17 protein-coding genes and 1 tRNA gene are annotated in these 18,918 nt (G+C 38.8%); 16 read left to right on the top strand and 2 right to left on the bottom strand.

What is annotated here, in order from left to right; translation table 11 throughout:
- Nucleotides 1-103: 103 nt before the first annotated feature.
- The 7 genes from C1N55_RS16260 to C1N55_RS16230 all read left to right on the top strand — a co-directional run bounded on the left by C1N55_RS16260 (nucleotide 104) and on the right by C1N55_RS16230 (nucleotide 6,783).
- A complete protein-coding gene (locus C1N55_RS16260) occupies nucleotides 104-1,627 on the top strand; it encodes a tetratricopeptide repeat protein (protein ID WP_137729789.1) in 1,524 nt (507 codons plus the stop codon).
- Nucleotides 1,628-1,761: 134 nt separating this feature from the next.
- The gene (trxB, locus tag C1N55_RS16255; RefSeq protein WP_137729788.1) at nucleotides 1,762-2,709 is read left to right on the top strand and encodes a thioredoxin-disulfide reductase; all 948 of its coding nucleotides are present in this window, start codon (nucleotides 1,762-1,764) and stop codon (nucleotides 2,707-2,709) included.
- 320 nt (nucleotides 2,710-3,029) lie between these two features.
- Nucleotides 3,030-3,497: an 8-oxo-dGTP diphosphatase gene (locus C1N55_RS16250; RefSeq protein ID WP_137729787.1), complete on the top strand. Its 468-nt coding sequence runs from the start codon at nucleotides 3,030-3,032 to the stop codon at nucleotides 3,495-3,497.
- Between the two features lie 17 nt (nucleotides 3,498-3,514).
- Nucleotides 3,515-4,399 (top strand): RNase adapter RapZ, encoded by an 885-nt coding sequence (rapZ, locus tag C1N55_RS16245; RefSeq protein WP_137729786.1) that lies wholly within the window; start codon nucleotides 3,515-3,517, stop codon nucleotides 4,397-4,399.
- 4 nt (nucleotides 4,400-4,403) lie between these two features.
- Nucleotides 4,404-5,366 (top strand): gluconeogenesis factor YvcK family protein, encoded by a 963-nt coding sequence (yvcK, locus tag C1N55_RS16240; protein ID WP_137729785.1) that lies wholly within the window; start codon nucleotides 4,404-4,406, stop codon nucleotides 5,364-5,366.
- 72 nt (nucleotides 5,367-5,438) lie between these two features.
- Nucleotides 5,439-6,383 carry a DNA-binding protein WhiA gene (gene whiA / locus C1N55_RS16235; RefSeq protein ID WP_137729784.1) on the top strand — a complete coding sequence of 315 codons (945 nt, stop codon included), beginning with the start codon at nucleotides 5,439-5,441 and terminating at the stop codon, nucleotides 6,381-6,383.
- 142 nt (nucleotides 6,384-6,525) lie between these two features.
- Complete coding sequence (locus tag C1N55_RS16230; protein ID WP_137729783.1) at nucleotides 6,526-6,783, top strand: HPr family phosphocarrier protein; 258 nt, start codon at nucleotides 6,526-6,528, stop codon at nucleotides 6,781-6,783.
- 193 nt (nucleotides 6,784-6,976) lie between these two features.
- Here the strand turns inward: C1N55_RS16230 and clpP are convergent, their stop codons facing one another.
- Nucleotides 6,977-7,567 (bottom strand): ATP-dependent Clp endopeptidase proteolytic subunit ClpP, encoded by a 591-nt coding sequence (gene clpP, locus C1N55_RS16225; protein WP_137729782.1) that lies wholly within the window; start codon nucleotides 7,565-7,567, stop codon nucleotides 6,977-6,979.
- A gap of 413 nt (nucleotides 7,568-7,980) precedes the next feature.
- Between clpP and C1N55_RS16220 the strand changes: the two genes are divergently transcribed.
- Nucleotides 7,981-8,055 (top strand) — tRNA-Arg (locus C1N55_RS16220).
- 417 nt (nucleotides 8,056-8,472) lie between these two features.
- Nucleotides 8,473-9,681: an ISL3 family transposase gene (locus tag C1N55_RS16215; protein ID WP_137729781.1), complete on the top strand. Its 1,209-nt coding sequence runs from the start codon at nucleotides 8,473-8,475 to the stop codon at nucleotides 9,679-9,681.
- 98 nt (nucleotides 9,682-9,779) lie between these two features.
- On the opposite strand, the gene C1N55_RS16210 is transcribed toward C1N55_RS16215, so the two are convergent.
- The gene (locus C1N55_RS16210) at nucleotides 9,780-10,400 is read right to left on the bottom strand and encodes a spore coat protein (protein ID WP_168193884.1); all 621 of its coding nucleotides are present in this window, start codon (nucleotides 10,398-10,400) and stop codon (nucleotides 9,780-9,782) included.
- Between the two features lie 125 nt (nucleotides 10,401-10,525).
- Here C1N55_RS16210 and C1N55_RS16205 point away from each other — a divergent pair, with 125 nt between their 5' ends.
- From C1N55_RS16205 to eno, 7 genes are all read left to right on the top strand, one after another.
- Nucleotides 10,526-10,759, top strand: a complete 234-nt coding sequence (locus C1N55_RS16205; protein ID WP_137729780.1) for a glutaredoxin family protein — start codon at nucleotides 10,526-10,528, stop codon at nucleotides 10,757-10,759.
- 150 nt (nucleotides 10,760-10,909) lie between these two features.
- Complete coding sequence (locus tag C1N55_RS16200; protein WP_137729779.1) at nucleotides 10,910-11,941, top strand: sugar-binding transcriptional regulator; 1,032 nt, start codon at nucleotides 10,910-10,912, stop codon at nucleotides 11,939-11,941.
- Between the two features lie 126 nt (nucleotides 11,942-12,067).
- Nucleotides 12,068-13,066 carry a type I glyceraldehyde-3-phosphate dehydrogenase gene (gene gap / locus C1N55_RS16195; protein ID WP_137729778.1) on the top strand — a complete coding sequence of 333 codons (999 nt, stop codon included), beginning with the start codon at nucleotides 12,068-12,070 and terminating at the stop codon, nucleotides 13,064-13,066.
- A gap of 379 nt (nucleotides 13,067-13,445) precedes the next feature.
- Nucleotides 13,446-14,630: a phosphoglycerate kinase gene (gene pgk / locus C1N55_RS16190; RefSeq protein ID WP_137729777.1), complete on the top strand. Its 1,185-nt coding sequence runs from the start codon at nucleotides 13,446-13,448 to the stop codon at nucleotides 14,628-14,630.
- A 14-nt stretch (nucleotides 14,631-14,644) separates the two neighbouring features.
- Nucleotides 14,645-15,400: a triose-phosphate isomerase gene (gene tpiA / locus C1N55_RS16185; RefSeq protein ID WP_137729776.1), complete on the top strand. Its 756-nt coding sequence runs from the start codon at nucleotides 14,645-14,647 to the stop codon at nucleotides 15,398-15,400.
- 81 nt (nucleotides 15,401-15,481) lie between these two features.
- Nucleotides 15,482-17,023: a 2,3-bisphosphoglycerate-independent phosphoglycerate mutase gene (gene gpmI / locus C1N55_RS16180; protein ID WP_137729775.1), complete on the top strand. Its 1,542-nt coding sequence runs from the start codon at nucleotides 15,482-15,484 to the stop codon at nucleotides 17,021-17,023.
- Between the two features lie 91 nt (nucleotides 17,024-17,114).
- Nucleotides 17,115-18,407 carry a phosphopyruvate hydratase gene (eno, locus tag C1N55_RS16175; RefSeq protein ID WP_137729774.1) on the top strand — a complete coding sequence of 431 codons (1,293 nt, stop codon included), beginning with the start codon at nucleotides 17,115-17,117 and terminating at the stop codon, nucleotides 18,405-18,407.
- Nucleotides 18,408-18,918: the final 511 nt, after the last annotated feature.

The raw sequence follows: 18,918 nt of genomic DNA, 5'->3' as shown, positions 1-18,918 counted from the left end.
AACGTATTATACGTTCCTTTTGCTTTGTTTTTAGCGTCTTTTCGATATGACAAAGCGATGTAATTACGCCAAGGTGTAATGAATTTAGTTCGGAGGATGTACTTTGGAAAAACAACGTCAGAAAGAAAAACTAAATAATGTTGTCTCGTTTATTCCAAACGGTGATTATTATTTTAATAAAGCGCTTAAAGCCCTGGATAAAGACCAAATGGATAAAGCGTATAAATATATGAAACGTGCTGCTGAACTTAGCCCGGATGATGCCCATGTCCTTATGCAGTTTGGCATATTGGAAATGGAGGCCCAAAACTTTGAAAAGGCTTATGAATTAATTCATACTGCCTATAGTTTGGAGCCAAGTGAACCGGAGCATGTCTTTTTTTTGGCGGAAGTTTCAGGCTGCATCGGAATGGTTCGGGATGCCCAAAAATATGCAGAAATGTATCTTGAAATGGAACCAGATGGAATGTATGTAGAAGAGGCAGAAGAAATCATCGAATTTGTTCAATTTGAAGAAAGTGATGAGGAACCATTTGATGAAGAAGACTCTGAAAAGTTAATCGCTCAAGAAAAAGCACGTCGCTTTATGGAAAACGGTCAATTTAACCAAGCAATTGAAGTTTTGGAGCAATTAATTGAGACTTTCCCTGATTTATGGCCAGCTTACAATAATTTAGCATTAGCTTATTTTTATGTGGAAGAGGCAGAGCAAGCAAAAGCATTATTACATCACGTACTTCGTGAAAACCTAGGTAACTTGCATGCCATTTGCAATTTAGCAGTCATTGCATACTATGAGAAGAATGATGAAGAGTTAGCCCAACTGGTTGAAATGCTGAAAAAAATCAATCCCTATGATTGGGAAAACCGTTATAAGCTGGGGGCGACATTAGCTTTAATCGGTGAGCATGAGTTGGCCTATAGATGGCTTCAAAGCATGAAACGAAAAGGCTTTGCTGGTGACACTGGCTTTTACTTTTGGTTGGCGCAGGCTGCTTACTTTAGCGGCCATGTGGAAGAAGGGAAGCAAGCATGGAAAATCCTTGTAGATATAGACCCTTCAAAGGATGGGTTTGAACCTTGGTTGGATGTGGAAAAGGAAACGGACGACGAATCCCTGGAAAATAATCGCGAATTTATTATCGAAAAGATTATAAGCCAATATAGTACACATCGTATGTTTGGATTTTTCCTGCTAAGTAAATCGGCTCATAAGCAAGAAATTATTGCACATCCTAAACTTATCGATCTTGCACAATATGGTGGGGTTGAAAAACTTTGCTTAGCCTATGCACTTGGTCATCAATTTGATGAGACAAATGAATTGGAAAAGCATTTTGTGCGTTCGATGGACGTGGCAGAGGAGCTTCATAGAAGTACGTCCACTATTACCTCAGAGGTTCAGTATTTATTCCAAATGTGGTTTGTATTAAGTGAACGTGCATTAAAGGATGGATATGAATTTAAAAATATCAAAGCTTTAGCTGCAGCAGTTGAGTATATGTTCTTTTCAACCATCAATAGTAAAAAGGTGACGAAAAAGCATTATGCCCAAAAATTCGGTATTTCTACTGCGACACTAACAAAGTATGTGGAAGAACTAATCGAATACCTTCCATTTGATTAGGTAGGCAATAAAGTTGAAGTTATTTACAGATTGTCCTAGGATAAAAGAGAGAAAATATACTTGCATTTTTTAGTATATTCAAGATAACTAGAAGCGAATGAACATAGCGCTTTTTCTATAGGGAGGCTTTTCGTATGGCTGAAGAAAAAATTTATGATGTAATAATAATCGGTGCAGGTCCTGCAGGGATGACAGCAGCAGTATATGCTTCACGTGCTAATTTAGCTACTTTAATGATTGAGCGTGGGATTCCTGGTGGACAAATGGCCAATACCGAGGAAGTTGAGAACTATCCTGGTTTTGAAACAATTTTAGGACCTGAGCTTTCTACTAAAATGTTTGAACACGCCAAAAAATTCGGTGCAGAGTATGCCTATGGTGATGTAGCCGAGATTATTGATGGTGAAGAATATAAAGTGATTAAAGCCGGTTCAAAAGAATATAAAACACGTTCGATCATTGTGACAACTGGTGCAGAGTATAAAAAAATGGGCGTTCCAGGAGAAAAAGAGCTTGGTGGACGTGGTGTAAGTTACTGTGCAGTTTGTGACGGTGCTTTCTTTAAACAAAAGCACTTAGTTGTTGTCGGTGGAGGAGACTCTGCAGTTGAAGAAGGCGTATACTTAACACGTTTTGCCGATAAAGTAACAATTGTGCACCGCCGTGACAAACTACGTGCTCAAAAAATTCTGCAAGATCGTGCATTTGCAAATGAGAAAGTTGATTTTATCTGGAATCACACAGTGAAAGAAATTAACGAAAAAGATGGCAAAGTTGGCAGTGTAACACTTGTTTCAACTGTTGATGGCAGTGAGCAAGAATTCCAAACAGATGGAGTATTTGTCTATATCGGCATGGATCCATTAACAGCGCCATTTAAAAACTTAGGTATCTTAAATGAACACGGCTATATCGTGACAAACGATAAAATGGAAACATCAGTAAAAGGTATATTTGCTGCTGGAGATGTTCGTGAAAAAATGCTTCGTCAAATTGTTACAGCAACTGGTGACGGAAGTATTGCCGCACAATCAGCACAGCATTATGTCGAAGAATTAACTGAGAAAATTAGCCAAAAGTAATCTGGTTTTAATTCCTTTGTAACCTCATTGAAACAATCAAGGGCTATAATATGGGTATTAAGCTTTTACCCCCCTTTTTAGTTTTTTAGTTGCTTCCATCAATTTGGGAAGCAACTTTTTTTGTGGCGAGAACGACTTTTAAAGTTTCCGCATTTATTACGCAGCTTACATAGTAGGCTGCGATTTCTTAAGTAAACAACTTTCTAAATATTAACATCAAATTCAAACTCTAGATAAATCAGGCTTTCCTATTACGCGAATGACTATTTGATAAGGTATAATACATATATAGGAGTAACGAAAGATTTGAGGTGGTTGCAATGCAACGAATAGCAAACTTATTAGCAATTCAAGATGGGAAGGTTCTACTTCTACAAAAACCAAGAAGAGGTTGGTATGTTGCTCCAGGAGGAAAGATGGAAAGTGGCGAATCTATCTTTGAAGCGGCACAACGAGAATTTAAAGAAGAGACAAACCTTACGCCAACCAATCCACATTTAAAAGGCGTCTATACAATGATTATCAAGGATGGAGAAAAGACCGTAGATGAATGGATGCTTTATACATTTGTTGCATATGGCACCGAGGGCGAGTCATTTAAAGAAACACGGGAAGGGATTTTAGAGTGGCATCCAATCGAGTCTCTTCACCAGCTTCCAATGGCTGAAGGAGATCGCAAAAACTTATTATTCTCTGCACTGGAAAAAGGCATTCAATATGGTACTTTTACTTATACTACAGATTTTGAACTCATCGACGAAAGGTTTCAAACGTCAATCGAGACTTAAAAAGGGGAGATGGTCACATGGGTAATATTCAAGAATTTACACATGAGATAGTTATTATTACAGGGATGTCTGGAGCTGGAAAAACAGTGGCTGTGCAAAGCTTCGAGGATTTAGGCTATTACTGCATTGATAATTTGCCACCTGCATTATTAACAACATTTTTAGCCTTAATGAAGGAATCAGAACGTAATATTACTCAAATTGCAGCAGTTATGGATATGCGTGGAGGAGAATTTTTCGACTCGCTAATCGATGCCCTAGACATACTGGAAAAGGAAGCATATGTTAATACACGTGTATTATTTTTGGATGCCGAGAATGAAACGCTTGTTCAACGCTATAAAGAAACGCGCAGATCTCACCCACTCGCACCGCAAGGATCACCACTTGAGGGGATTCAAAAGGAAAGAGAAATGCTTAGCGAGTTAAAGGGCAGAGCAAAATTCGTTTATAACACCTCTCATATGAAACCAAGACAATTGAGAGAGCGTATAGGAAAAGAGTTTTCAAATGCCACTAGTCCAAAATTTTCATTAAATGTAATGTCCTTTGGTTATAAAAACGGTATTCCCATTGATGCCGATCTTGTTTTTGATGTGCGTTTTATTACAAATCCATATTATGTGGAAGAATTACGTCCAAAAACCGGCCTGCAGGAAGAAGTATCTTCTTATGTATTAGCACAAGAGGAAGCACAAGAGCTAATCGGTAAACTGACTGACTTATTTAAATTTATGATTCCACAATATATTAATGAGGGCAAATCCCAGCTGGTAATCGCTTTTGGTTGTACAGGTGGTCAGCATCGTTCCGTAACGTTGGCTGAATACTATGGAAAGCTATTTAGTGATCGCTATCAAACGGCAATTACGCACCGAGATATCAATCGCAGAAAGGATTGACGGAATGAAGAAACAAAGAACGAAAATTGTAGTCATAGGAGGGGGCACAGGTCTTTCTACGATGTTGCGTGGATTGAAAAACTATCCATTCGACATCACTGCCATTGTAACGGTTGCAGATGATGGAGGCTCTTCTGGGCGCCTTCGTGATGACTATGATATTCCGCCACCTGGCGATATTCGGAATGTAATTGCCGCATTATCTGATACAGAGCCATTAGTTGAGCAAATGTTTCAATATCGTTTTTCGGAGTCTGATGACTTAGGTGGCCATTCATTAGGGAATTTAATGCTTACTGCTTTAACTGATATTACAGGTGATTTTAGCCATGCAATTGCAGAAATGAGCAAAGTGTTAAAGGTCCATGGAAAAGTAATCCCGGCAGCAAATAAAAAAATGGCTCTACATGCTGAACTCGTGGACGGCTCGATTATTGAAGGAGAGTCAAAGATTCCTCTTTCACAATCGCCGATTAAACGCGTCTTTTTAGTTCCAGGAGATGTGAAACCGCTTCCTGAGGCGATTCGTGCAATCGAGAAAGCGGATTTTATTCTAGTAGGACCAGGGAGCTTATATACTAGTATTATTCCTAATTTAATAGTAAAACAAATAGGGAAGGCACTAGTGAAAGCGAAAGGGAAAAGGATATACATCTGTAATCTAATGACGCAACAGGGTGAGACATTGAATTACAGAGCAACGGATCATGTTCAGGCAATTTATGATCATGTAGGAAATCCTTGCCTGGATGCAATCTTAGTAAATGATATCGAATTACCATCGCCAATTAAGGAAAATTATAAAGAAGAGAATGCTGAACCTGTGTTGTTTGATATTGAAAAGCTAGAGAATATGGGGCTCGAAGTCATCAAGAAAGAAATCGCCACTATCCAATCTGGTGTTGTTCGTCACGAGTCAAACAAAATCGCTAAATGGCTTAGTGACTATACATTAAACAGAATGTAAAAAACATACAAGGTTCTGGATTTTAATAGTGTGGTATGATAGTTTTCATACATAGTGAAAGGGGGGGAAAAGATGTCATTTGCTTCCGAAACAAAAAAGGAATTAACGCAACTAGAATCCGACGATACTTGTTTAAAAGCAGAGGTTTCTGCACTAATTCGTATGAATGGAACATTATCCTTTACAAATAGACAGCTTAGTCTGGATGTACAAACTGAAAATGCAGCAATTGCAAGAAGACTCTACACAATTGTTAAAAAGCTATACCCGTATAATGTAGAATTGCTAGTTCGAAAAAAAATGCGCTTAAAGAAAAATAATGTTTACATTTGCCGTGTCCGTGACGGTGCTCGTGAACTATTAGCAGATTTAGATATTCTATCTGAAGATTTTCAACTAAATCATTCACTCTCTACTTCATTACTTTCAAATCGAGATCAGAAACGAGCATATTTGCGTGGTGCGTTTTTAGCAGGTGGCTCTGTGAACAACCCTGAAACTTCAGCATATCATCTAGAGATTTATTCGCTATATAAAGAGCATGGTGAAGCATTAGCAGAGTTGATGAACAAGTTTAACTTGAATGCCAAAACCATTGAACGAAAAAAGGGATTCGTAACCTATTTAAAAGAAGCTGAAAAAATATCCGATTTTATGGGAATTGTTGGCGCTGTACAGGCCATGCTAAAGTTCGAGGATGTGCGAATTTTGCGTGATATGCGAAATAGTGTAAACCGAATTGTAAACTGTGAAACAGCGAACTTAAATAAAACGATTGGTGCAGCCATTCGTCAAGTAGAAAATATTCGTTTTATAGAAAACTCGATTGGCTTAGACCAACTACCAGAAAAATTAAGAGAAATTGCAAGGCTGCGAGTTGAATATCAGGACGTTACTTTAAAAGAGCTTGGAGAAATGGTATCTACAGGAGCAGTAAGTAAGTCTGGCGTCAACCATCGATTACGTAAAATCGATGAAATCGCCGAGGCACTAAGACGTGGAGAAACCATTAAATAATTTTGGAAAATAGTGTATAATCATGATAAATGTAAATTTTACTGAAGTTTTCAAAAATTGTAGGATTCTATCATTGTTCTTTTCATACAATTTAGATAAGATAAATGTATACAGATGAACGGTTTGAAAGGGAGTATCGTAAATGGTTGAAACCAATGTGGAAGTAAAATTGAAATCTGGTTTGCAGGCGAGACAAGCGGCATTATTTGTTCAAGAAGCCAATCGCTTTAAATCAGAAGTGTATTTACAAAAGGATGAGAAAAAAGTAAATGCTAAGTCTATTATGGGGATTATGAGTTTAGCCATTGCAAGAGGAACAACGATTACTCTAATTGCTGATGGAAAAGACGAACAAGATGCTGTAGATGGACTAGTATCACTTATTCAAAGAGAAGAATAAGCTAACATCATTTGTAAACGCTCGCAACAGAGGGATCTCACAATTCATGAGATTCCTTTTTTTATTAGATGACTTTGTCTATAGAATGTCCAATCTCGATAAGCCTTAATTGTTCAAATATCCGTATCCGACTGAAAGGATTTTTGCAAAAAAAAGTGAAAAGGATATGAATCCTCTTCACTTTAGTCATTTATTATTTATCTTCTACACGAGAAATAATTTGGTCAATTAAACCGTATTCTTTTGCATTTTCAGCAGTCATGAAGTTATCACGATCAGTGTCTTTAGAAATGCGTTCTAATGGTTGACCTGTACGATCAGATAAGATTTGGTTTAATTTATCGCGTAAGAATAGAATGCGTTTTGCAGCAATTTCAATCTCGGTTGCTTGACCTTGAGCGCCACCAAGTGGTTGGTGAATCATGACTTCAGCATTTGGTAAAGCGAAGCGTTTGCCTGGTTCACCAGCAGCAAGTAAAAAGGCACCCATTGAAGCAGCCATACCGATACAAATTGTTGATACTTGTGGTTTAATATATTGCATAGTATCGTAAATCGCCATACCAGCTGTAATCGATCCACCAGGAGAGTTAATGTATAAAGAAATATCTTTCTCTGGATCTTCTGCTGCTAAGAATAATAATTGGGCAACAATTGAGTTCGCAACATTATCATCGATAGCGCTACCTAGTAAGATGATGCGGTCTTTTAAAAGACGAGAGTAAATGTCATAAGCACGCTCTCCACGATTTGTTTGTTCAATAACTGTAGGAATTAAATTCATTTGTAAATCCTCCTTAAAAAGATTTATTCGTTGACTCAGTGCTAAAAGAATTACCTTTTAGCTGTACACATATCATACACAGAATAGTCAAGGAAGGTCAAATATAAAACACTATCCTTTACTAAAATGTTGCAGGTTGTATCCGCTATTATTCTATGAACCAATATTAAAATAAGAAGTAAAAAGTGTAATGGAAAATGACTACCAGAAGCGGAATGATGCATTGCTGTAAAAAAGTCACAATAATATCAAATTTAACTTCAATTTAATAGTTGAATTACGCTGTATACATTTGTATAATAGAAAAGTCGTATTTTACAATTGGCGTTATGACCTAAAGCATTATCAGTTATGTAAATGAAGAACAATTTCTATTTTCAAAAGCGTTACGAGTAAGTTTTCTATGATAAGATGTCCTCGTGGTGTAATGGATAACACAGAAGATTCCGGTTCTTCCGCTGGGGGTTCGATTCCCTCCGAGGGCGCCATTTTACTGCTTCAACTATGATTTTAATAAGGTAGACCTTCCATGGACTCTATTAGCTTAGCAGCCTAATAGAATCCAGAGGGAATGAAAGATAACGGGATAAAATGCAATTACTGTACCAATTCATTTTATCCCCAATTCATTCTCTTTAAACTATTATTACCAATCTTTTCATATAATTTTTTTATAAGTTACGATCAAGTGTTTTAGTTTGAGGTTTGAAACCATAAAGAAAAAAACGGCCCGAGAAGTTTTTAACGAAACTTTTCGGGTTGTTTTTTATTTCCAATTAAAAAATCCGGTTCTATAATATTTGTTGGGGTTTTACTACAATTTGAAATAAAAAAAAGCACGTAATCACCGATTTCGATATACTTGAATTGTCGAGAAACAAGCAATGAAAGGTGATACGTGCATTATGAATTTTAACAGAAATATCCCAGGATTAAAAGGTGTAACTGTTCATAAGATTGAAGAAATCGGGGAGCGTATCGCACTTTACGTTTCAATTCCGAAGAAAGAACATCAGTGTCCTGAGTGTAAAAAAATGACCTCTAAAATACATGATTATCGAATTCAAAAAATTAAACATTTAAAGTGGTTTGAACGATTAACCATCCTTTTCTATAAACGCCGACGTTATGTATGTGAGTGCGGAAAACGCTTCTCGGAAAAATCCCCTTTCGTGGATAAGTATCAACGTTACTCAAAAGAATGGAACCAAGTTGTTGGAATCCGTTCAGTAAAGGCAAAGACATTTAAAGAAGCAGCAGAAGTCCTTGGAACATCCAGTTCGACGGTAATTCGTCGCTTTAAAAAGGTGGTAAAGGAGCAGCTAAATGAAGGGGTCCATTTACCAAAATGTATTGCGATCGATGAATATAAAGGAGATACAGATGCGGGGACCTATCAACTAATCATTGCCAACGCTGAAACGCACGAACCAATTGATATTTTACCGAATCGTAGAAAAGAAACGATTAAGGATTATCTAATGACATATGGATCAGCTGTAGAAGTCGTCGTAATGGATATGAATCCAAGCTTTAAAGCAGCTGTTAAAAAAGCGTTAAATCGTCCTATCATTATTGCCGATCGATTCCATTATTGTCGCTATATTTATTGGGCTCTAGACGAGGTGCGTCGTAAAGTGCAGAAGGATTGGCATCCATACGATCGAAAAAAGTGCAAAAAAATGCGTCATGTCTTATATAAACGCTTTGATAAGTTAACGGAAAAGAATCGATGGTATTTAAATCGCTACACGGGAATGTCAAAGGAATTAAAGCAAGCATATGAACTAAAAGAAGCCTATTGTAAATGGTTTGATTGGGCAAAAACGACGAATGATATTGCAGAAGTGAAGAATAGATTAGAAGCTTATTACCGTAAGGTAGAAGAAGCAAATATCCCAGCATTTATAAAAGCCATTCAAACCTTTAAGAATTGGCAAGTAGAGATCTTAAATAGTTTTAGTTTTGGCTATTCAAATGGTTTTTTAGAAGGAATTAATAATAAATCGAAGGTAATGAAACGTAATGCTTATGGTTTTAGGAGCTTTAAGCATTTTAAAGCAAAGATTTTATTGAATGATTTATATAAAGAATTCGGTGTTCATTTAGGTTAATAGGGTGACGTGCAAAAACACATCACCCCAACATTTGACATAGAACCAAAAATCCATTTGATGTAGTCAAGCATCAAATGGATTCTTTAATTTTTTAATTAGTTAGGCATATCTTTTGCTTTATCTGCTTGACCATACATATTTAACATTGTTTGCATGTCAGCCGGGGAAAGCTGTGGAACTTGATATTGACCTTTTTTGTTTTGGTAAAGTGATAATTCATAGGCCATTTCAATGCAGTTTTGAATGGAATCCTGCAATACACGACGCACTACTGGGTTTGTTGATTCAAGAGCCGCAGTTGTTTTGCCAGTTGCAGTTGATTTATGGCAGCTTAAAAGGAAGCCTGAAATAATGCCGTCATTGATTTCATTCGCTGATGTCATTGGTTTCTTTGGTTGGCTAGGAGTTAAACCATAGTTCGTGTCATTACCCATTTGCATCTTGTAAGAACGTGTTGGGTGGCTAGGATCTTGTCCTGTTTTGAAACACTCAGCCGTAATATTATACTCGTCTAACATAAACGCATATTGTCTGTCCAAAATATTAAGAAGTTCTTGGTCTTGTACATGAGGACGGAAGAAGATAAACGTATTCATTCCACCGATTGCTGCACTTAGAACCTCATGAACGTCCAAAACTTCATGTGCACCGTGATTCATAGAAAGAGGCATATTCCCTTGAGTCGTTTGAGATTCATTCATGAATTGATTGTCCATAATTGTATTCCTCCCAGATTTTAGTGTACAAAAACGTACGAATATAGTTTGTGTAGTTACAAGTTGATTATTCGGGTAAATTTTGCGATTCTAAAAAGGAAGAATTTAGTGTGGGGGTATTTGATGTGAAGGTGAATTTTTACACAAGACCGGGTTGTCCATTATGTGAAGAAGGGTTGTTGACTTTAAAACTTCTTCACAGCGATGTTCAATTCGAAATTGATATCATTAATATAGAAGAAAACGAAGCATTACATGAAAAATATATGTTAATGATTCCAGTCGTTGAAGTAAAAGGGGAAATCATTCAATACGGAAATCTAGATTATGTAACACTTTATGAAGCGCTCCAGGCATAATGTGGGGTGCTTCAAAAAAATAATTAAAATATTTGTAGAAAATCAGAAAAAAATGTATACTCTAAGAGTAGAATATTTTTTTAATCTAAGTGGGACAGAAAGTACTTAACGGGACAAAAATAACTCCACTGAAAGTTGCAGGTGTATTTCTTGTATAATAGGAACCCTCAAGGAGCAGTTCAACTTCTAGTACCTGAACTATCGTCTATCATTGAGCTGCGATATCGAATCTTGCAAACGATTGCGGTCGCAGGGCCAATTGGTCGAAGGATGATTTTAGATACATTGAATATCTCTGAACGAACAGTTCGCAATGAAATAACCGTTCTAAACAACCAAAAACTCATTGAAACGACACAAAAAGGTATGGTTTGTACGAGTAAAGGGTATGAAATACTTGAAGAACTAAAAGAAACTTTTCAGGAAGTTTCAGGACTTAGTTCGAAGGAAAAAAGGCTGGAACAAATTTTAGGCATTAAAAAAGTAATAATAGTGCCCGGGAATGTGAATGATGATAACGGTAGCCAACAGCTTATAGGAAAAGAAGCCAGTGACTATCTAACAAGTATTGCCAAGAAAGACCAAACAGTTGCAATTACAGGCGGCAGTACGGTAGCGGCATTAACAAACTTTTTGTCTCCTACAAAATCGCTTAGTACGCTTACTTTTGTCGCTGCACGCGGAAGCCTTGGCAATGAAATGAATCAACAAGCAAATACGCTCGTTTCGCAATTTGCCCTAAAATGTGGAGCGGAATTCCGTACATTGTATTTGCCGGAAAACCTGAGCGAAACAGCTTTTGCCACAATGATTCAAGAACCGATTGTCAAAGAAGTTCTCGATTTTTATGACGATATTGATATTGTCATCCATGGAATCGGCAGTGCTAAGGAAATGGCATACCGTCGAAATTCAAGTGATGCCATTATGAATAAGCTGGATGAGAAAAAGGCAGTAGGAGAGGCATTTGGTTATTATTTTAACGAATTAGGCGAAATAATATACCGAATCAATACAATCGGTATTCAGCTCGAACAGGTGAAACAAAGTCCCCACATAATTGCTGTAGCGGGTGGGACACTCAAGGCAAAAGCCATTCAAGCTTATTTTAAGAATGATGCGGCAAAGCAAACAGTTCTTATTACGGATGAAGCGGCTGCAAATGCCATTTTGGATCAATAATTTCTTGTTACAAAAAAGAGTCATTATTTTATGGTTAATAAAATTTTTAATAGGCAAAACTGTTATCGCCATGCCTATAAAAAGTTATTTATATAGAAAACATTATTTATTTTGGAGGAAATTGATATGGCAATCAAAATTGCAATTAACGGATTTGGACGTATTGGAAGATTAGTTTTTCGTGAGGCAATTAAAAACAGTGAATTTGAAGTGGTAGCGGTGAATGACCTTTCTGATGCTCATCAGCTTGCTCACCTTTTAAAATATGATTCTGTTCATGGGGTTTACGATGCAGACGTACAATCTGAAGACAATGCATTTATCGTTGATGGTGTACGAGTTCAAGTATTCTCTGAAAAAGATCCAGCTAACCTACCATGGGGCGAACTTGATATTGATGTAGCAATCGAATCTACAGGTCGATTCCGTTCAATGGAAGAAGTATCAAAACATGTTCAAGCTGGAGCGAAAAAAGCAATCCTTTCTGCCCCTGCACAAGGTGAAATGCCAACTTATGTAATGGGTGTAAACCATACACAATACCAGGCATCCGAAAATGTCATTTCAAATGCTTCATGTACAACAAACTGTTTATCGCCAGTGGCAAAAGTGCTGGATGAGAAATTTGGTATTAAACGTGGATTAATGACGACAATTCACTCCTATACAAATGATCAACGCATCCTGGACTTCCCGCACAGTGACCCAAGACGTGCGCGTGCAGGTGCTGTATCAATGATTCCAACAACTACAGGTGCTGCAGTGGCGGTTTCAAAAGTACTTCCACAGTTAAAAGGGAAATTAGACGGCTTCTCCATGCGTGTTCCAACACCGAACGTATCATGTGTTGACCTCGTTGTAGAGTTAGGTACTACTGTGACTGTCGAGGATGTAAATAATGTCCTAAAAGAAGCGGCAAGTGGAGAGTTAAAAGGCATTCTTGATTACAATGAATTACCGTTAGTTTCAATCGACTATAACGGAAACCCACACTCTTCAACAGTGGATGGTCTATCAACAATGGTATTAGATAATAATATGGTGAAAGTACTTGCTTGGTATGATAACGAAGTAGGCTACTCTAACCGTTTAATGGATTTAGCTAGATATATTACACAACAATAGGAATTGAAAGCTTGAAAACTTAATGTGACATACTTTTTCTATATAAGTAACACATTATGGTCATTTGTTATGACATAATTAGCTTGAAGTAAGTGAAAAGTATAGCCTTTATAAATGTTACCATTTATAATAATGGAGGGTAAAGGAAGCGATGGATAAAACTACCCATCGCTTTTTTTTCGGCAGTTAGCCAAATATTAAGCTTATTGTGGAATCCACAAATAAAGGGTCTCGATTTTAGCAAATTCGCGAAAAGTCGAGTTCAGATTGAAAGTAAGAATGTAAAGGAGACGCTTTCTTCTTACTGAATTCAAGTGAAAATAACACCAAGTTGACAAAAAAGTGAATCGAATCACGATTTGAAGGAGGGTTTTCTTCAATGTTTTTAAAGAAGACGATGAATGATGCAGAAGTAAAAGGGAAACGAGTATTTGTGCGAGTGGATTTTAATGTACCGATGGAAAACGGTGAAATCACGGATGATACACGAATTCGTGCCGCAATCCCAACAATTAAGCAATTAGTGGAATCAGGGGCAAAGGTAATCCTTGCTTCTCATTTGGGACGTCCAAAAGGCGAAATCAATGAAGACATGCGTTTAACGCAAGTGGGTAAACACCTATCTGAACTGATTGGTAAGCAAGTGACTAAATTAGATGAATCCATTGGGGCAAATGTTGAAAATACGGTTGCAGCGATGCAAGAAGGCGACATCGTCTTATTAGAAAATGTTCGATTCCATAAAGGTGAAGAGAAAAACGATGAAGAGTTATCGAAATCTTTCGCGAAATTAGCCGATCTTTATGTGAATGATGCATTTGGTGCAGCCCATCGCGCACATGCATCTACAGAAGGAATCGCAAAATATGTTCCAGCGGTTTCAGGTTTACTGATGGAAAAAGAATTGGATGTACTAGGGAAGGCTTTATCAAACCCTGAAAGACCTTTCACGGCGATTATCGGTGGAGCAAAAGTGAAAGATAAGATTGGTGTAATCGAAAACCTTTTAGACAAAGTAGATCACTTAATCATTGGTGGCGGATTATCCTTCACCTTTATCAAGGCGCAAGGTCATTCAATTGGAAAGTCCTTGTTGGAAGAAGATAAAATTGAATTAGCGAAAAGCTTTATTGAAAAGGCAAAAGAAAAAGGCGTTCAGCTTCATATGCCGATTGATGCTGTGGTGGCAAACGAGTTTTCAAAGGACGCTGAAACGGAAATTGTTGATATTGAAGCCATTCCAGAAGAGTGGATGGGGCTGGATATCGGTCCGAAAACAGCAGAACACTATGCATCCATTATTAAAGATTCCAAACTAATTATCTGGAATGGACCAATGGGTGTGTTTGAAATGGAGAAATTTGCGAACGGTACAAAAACAGTGGCTCAAGCGATGGCTCAAACAAACGGGTATACAATTATCGGTGGAGGAGATTCCGCTGCTGCTGTTGAGAAATTTGAGGTTGCAAACCAAATGGACCACATTTCTACAGGTGGAGGAGCTTCACTTGAACTAATGGAAGGAAAAGCACTTCCAGGAATTGTGGCACTAAACGATAAATAAGGAGGCATTCTGAATTGCGTAAACCCATCATCGCTGGAAACTGGAAAATGTTTAAAACATTTGACGAGGCAGTAGAATTTGCAGAAGCTGTACGCGAAAAAGTCCCATCAGAAGAGAAAGTGGATGCAGTGATTTGTGCTCCAGCCATTTTCCTGCCGACATTAGTGGATATTGCAGTGGAAACGGATTTAGCCATTGGTGCACAAAATATGCACTATGAAAATGAAGGCGCCTTTACTGGTGAAATTAGCCCTTCACAACTTGCTTCCATCAACGTGGACTATGTCATTTTAGGACATTCAGAGCGTCGTGAATATTTCAACGAAACAGATAAAGCGGTCAACAAAAAAGTGCGAGCTGCACTAAGTAATGGGATTGTGCCGATTATTTGCTGTGGCGAAACGCTTGAAGAGCGTGAAGCAGGCAAAACGGAAGAAAAGGTTTCTTCTCAAGTAACGGCTGCTCTTGAAGGATTTACTCCAGAAGAAGTAAATCATATGGTTATTGCCTACGAGCCAATCTGGGCAATCGGAACAGGAAAAACGGCAACTGCGGATGATGCGAATGCTGTGTGCGGCAAAATTCGTGAGGTTGTCGAAGGACTTTACGGAAAAGTAACAGCTGAAAGTATTCGTATTCAATATGGCGGTAGCGTAAAACCTGAAAATATTGAAGAGCTCCTATCTAAAGAGCATATCGATGGTGCACTTGTAGGCGGTGCAAGTTTAGACAAGGATTCCTATCTGGCTTTATTAGAAAAAGCTCAGTAATTGTGTAAGTCTCACCCTGGCTTGCGGAGTTTTTAGATTCGTGGGCTAGAGGTGAATAAAAGTATTGGAGGCGAGGAACGGATGCCTAAACAACCTGTAGCATTAATTATTTTAGATGGCTTCGCCTTTCGCGACGAAACCTTCGGAAATGCAGTAGCACAAAGTAAAAAGCCCTATTTTGAGCGTTACTGGGCACAGTTCCCCCACTCAACATTAACGGCTAGTGGGGAAGCAGTGGGTCTGCCTGATGGCCAAATGGGGAACTCGGAAGTGGGTCACCTCAACATTGGTGCCGGCCGAATTGTCTACCAAAGTTTAACGCGTATTCACAAATCCATACGTGATGGCGAATTCCATAAAAACGAAAAGTTCTTAGCTGCTGTCGAGCATGCAAAAGCCAATAACACAAAACTTCATTTAATGGGGTTATTATCTGACGGCGGTGTTCATAGCCACTACGAGCATCTCTTTGCTTTACTGAAATTAGCCAAGGCAAATGGGTTAGACGAAGTTTACGTACATGGCTTTTTAGATGGTCGTGATGTAGGTCCAACAACAGCTGTTGGATATATCGAAGAAACTCAAAAACAAATGGATGATATTGGTGTCGGCAAGTTTGCATCCATTCATGGCCGCTATTATGCAATGGACCGTGACAAACGTTGGGAACGTGTTCAACTAACCTATAACGCGCTCGTTGACGGTATCGGACAGACCGCGGCATCTGCCAAAATTGGGGTGGAGTCTTCCTATGAAAGAGAAGTAACAGATGAGTTTGTTATTCCTTTTGTGATTACAGAAGAAGGGAAGCCTGTGGCAACCATCGATACAAATGATGCAGTTGTCTTCTTTAACTTCCGACCAGACCGTGCCATCCAGCTTTCAACAGTCTTTACGAATGATCAGTTTATTGGCTTTAAGCTATCTGAAAAGCATCCAACTGGCTTAAAATTTGTAACCTTCACTCATTATAGTGTGGATGTAAATGCAGATGTGGCGTTTGAAAATATCGATTTAGTGAATACTGTCGGTGAAGTCATTTCAAGAAGTGGTTTAACACAGCTCCGAATTGCTGAAACTGAGAAATACCCACATGTAACCTTCTTTATGAGCGGTGGACGTGAACAAAAATTCCCCGGAGAAGAGCGAATTTTAATCGCTTCACCTAAGGTTGCTACATATGATCTAAAACCTGAGATGAGCGCCTATGAAGTAACAGATGCCCTCGTTGCAGAAATCGAAGGGGATAAATTCGATGCCATTATCTTAAACTTTGCCAATCCAGACATGGTTGGTCATAGTGGCATGCTGGAACCAACGATTAAAGCCATCGAAACGGTGGACGAATGTCTAGGTAGAGTCGTTGAAGCCATCCTTGCTAAAGGTGGAGCAGCCATTATTACAGCTGACCATGGGAATTCCGATGAAGTCGTAACGTTGGCAGGAGAGCCGATGACAGCCCATACAACGAACCCTGTACCGGTTATTGTAACGAAGACGGGTATTACTTTACGAGATGGCGGGATTTTAGCCGATCTTGCGCCGACTATGTTAAAATTACTAAATGTAAAACAGCCTCAGGATATGACAGGTCAACCATTATTTGACACATTGGAAAAGTAAGGGAACCTGCTGACAGGGCTTATCGTTAAGCAAAGTTAACCAGATGTTTGCAAGAGTTTAAAATAAAATTGAACTATAAAGGAGATTTATTATGCCATTCATTACACAAGTTTATGCTCGCGAAGTATTAGATTCACGTGGAAATCCAACAGTTGAGGTAGAAGTATTTACGGAGTCAGGTGCATTTGGCCGTGCCATCGTACCATCTGGTGCCTCGACAGGTGAATATGAAGCAGTTGAATTACGTGATGGCGACAAATCTCGCTATCTTGGAAAAGGTGTTTTAAAAGCGGTAGAAAACGTCAATACAATTATCGCTGAAGAATTAGAAGGCAATTACTCAGTTTTAGATCAAGTAGTGATTGATAAAGCCTTAATCGAATTAGATGGTACTGAAAACAAAGGGAAATTGGGTGCTAACGCTATTCTAGGGGTTTCTTTAGCAGTAGCTCATGCAGCAGCAGATTACCTTGACATTCCTTTATACCAATACCTTGGTGGCGTAAATGCAAAACAATTACCGGTTCCAATGATGAACATCTTAAATGGTGGTGCGCACGCTGACAACAACGTGGACATTCAAGAATTCATGGTAATGCCAGTAGGAGCAGAGTCTTTCCGTCATGCATTACGTATCGGTGCTGAAATCTTCCATAGCTTAAAAGCCGTGTTAAAAGAAAAAGGCTACAACACAGCAGTAGGTGACGAAGGTGGTTTCGCGCCAAACCTTGGTTCAAACGAAGAAGCCATCACAGTCATCCTAGAAGCAATCGAAAAAGCGGGCTACAAAGCAGGGGAAGAAGTTCAACTTGCAATGGATGTTGCCTCTTCAGAGCTATTCAATAAAGAAGACCGCAAATACCACCTAGATGGTGAAGGTGTGGTAAAAACTTCGGAAGAAATGGTTGATTGGTACGAAGAGTTAACTTCTAAATACCCAATCATCTCAATTGAAGACGGCTTGGACGAAAACGACTGGGCTGGCCACAAGCTATTAACAGAACGTATCGGTAACCGTGTTCAGCTTGTTGGAGATGACCTGTTTGTAACAAACACAAACAAATTGTCTCAAGGAATTGAGCAAGGTGTAGGAAACTCAATTCTTATCAAAGTAAACCAAATCGGTACTTTAACGGAAACGTTCGATGCAATTGAAATGGCAAAACGCGCGGGTTACACAGCTGTCATTTCTCACCGCTCTGGTGAATCAGAAGACGCGACAATCGCGGACATCGCCGTAGCAACAAACGCGGGTCAAATCAAAACTGGTGCACCATCTCGTACAGACCGCGTAGCGAAGTACAACCAACTTCTTCGCATCGAAGACCAACTAGCACAAACTAGCCAATACCTAGGCTTAAAATCATTCTACAACTTACGCTAATCGTGAGCTTATGGCCACCCGATCCTCTTGATGGATTGGGTGGTTTTTTTGTTTGCGAAAATTGTGGAGGGGTGTGGGAGGGGCCAGGAGATTCGTAGGATGGATGAGGTACTTTAGGGAGGTGCATTAAGTCGGAGAAGTGCATCATGGTAGTGATGAAGTACTGGATGAAGGGAGATTTTGTAGGAGAAGTGCATGCGAGTGATGATGAAGCACTTTCTGAAGGGGAATCAAGTTGGAGAAGTGCATCATGAAGGTGATGAAGCACTTTCTGAAGGGGAATCAAGTTGGAGAAGTGCATCATAAAGGTGATGAAGCACTTTCTGAAGGGGAATCAAGTTGGAGAAGTGCATCATGGGGGTGATGAAGCACTTTCTGAAGGGGAATCAAGTTGGAGAAGTGCATCATGAAGCTGATGAAGCACTTTCTGAAGGGGAATCAAGTTGGAGAAGTGCATCATGAAGGTGATGAAGCACTTTCTGAAGGGGAATCAAGTTGGAGAAGTGCATCA

The sequence above is a fragment of the Lysinibacillus sp. SGAir0095 genome (assembly GCF_005491425.1).
Classification (GTDB): Bacteria; Bacillota; Bacilli; order Bacillales_A; family Planococcaceae; genus Ureibacillus.
Note: the sequence above shows the minus strand (reverse complement) of the source record. Positions and strands in the feature narration are given on the sequence as shown.

What these genes read in the sequence shown, in the direction of transcription:
- C1N55_RS16215 (WP_137729781.1), top strand. Translation starts at nt 8,473, where the DNA reads ATGAATTTTAACAGAAATATCCCAGGATTAAAAGGTGTAACTGTTCAT.
- clpP (WP_137729782.1), bottom strand. Translation starts at nt 7,567, where the DNA reads ATGAATTTAATTCCTACAGTTATTGAACAAACAAATCGTGGAGAGCGT.
- whiA (WP_137729784.1), top strand. Translation starts at nt 5,439, where the DNA reads ATGTCATTTGCTTCCGAAACAAAAAAGGAATTAACGCAACTAGAATCC.
- eno (WP_137729774.1), top strand. Translation starts at nt 17,115, where the DNA reads ATGCCATTCATTACACAAGTTTATGCTCGCGAAGTATTAGATTCACGT.
- pgk (WP_137729777.1), top strand. Translation starts at nt 13,446, where the DNA reads ATGTTTTTAAAGAAGACGATGAATGATGCAGAAGTAAAAGGGAAACGA.
- trxB (WP_137729788.1), top strand. Translation starts at nt 1,762, where the DNA reads ATGGCTGAAGAAAAAATTTATGATGTAATAATAATCGGTGCAGGTCCT.
- rapZ (WP_137729786.1), top strand. Translation starts at nt 3,515, where the DNA reads ATGGGTAATATTCAAGAATTTACACATGAGATAGTTATTATTACAGGG.
- gpmI (WP_137729775.1), top strand. Translation starts at nt 15,482, where the DNA reads ATGCCTAAACAACCTGTAGCATTAATTATTTTAGATGGCTTCGCCTTT.
- yvcK (WP_137729785.1), top strand. Translation starts at nt 4,404, where the DNA reads ATGAAGAAACAAAGAACGAAAATTGTAGTCATAGGAGGGGGCACAGGT.
- C1N55_RS16230 (WP_137729783.1), top strand. Translation starts at nt 6,526, where the DNA reads ATGGTTGAAACCAATGTGGAAGTAAAATTGAAATCTGGTTTGCAGGCG.
- C1N55_RS16210 (WP_168193884.1), bottom strand. Translation starts at nt 10,400, where the DNA reads ATGGACAATCAATTCATGAATGAATCTCAAACGACTCAAGGGAATATG.
- gap (WP_137729778.1), top strand. Translation starts at nt 12,068, where the DNA reads ATGGCAATCAAAATTGCAATTAACGGATTTGGACGTATTGGAAGATTA.
- C1N55_RS16250 (WP_137729787.1), top strand. Translation starts at nt 3,030, where the DNA reads ATGCAACGAATAGCAAACTTATTAGCAATTCAAGATGGGAAGGTTCTA.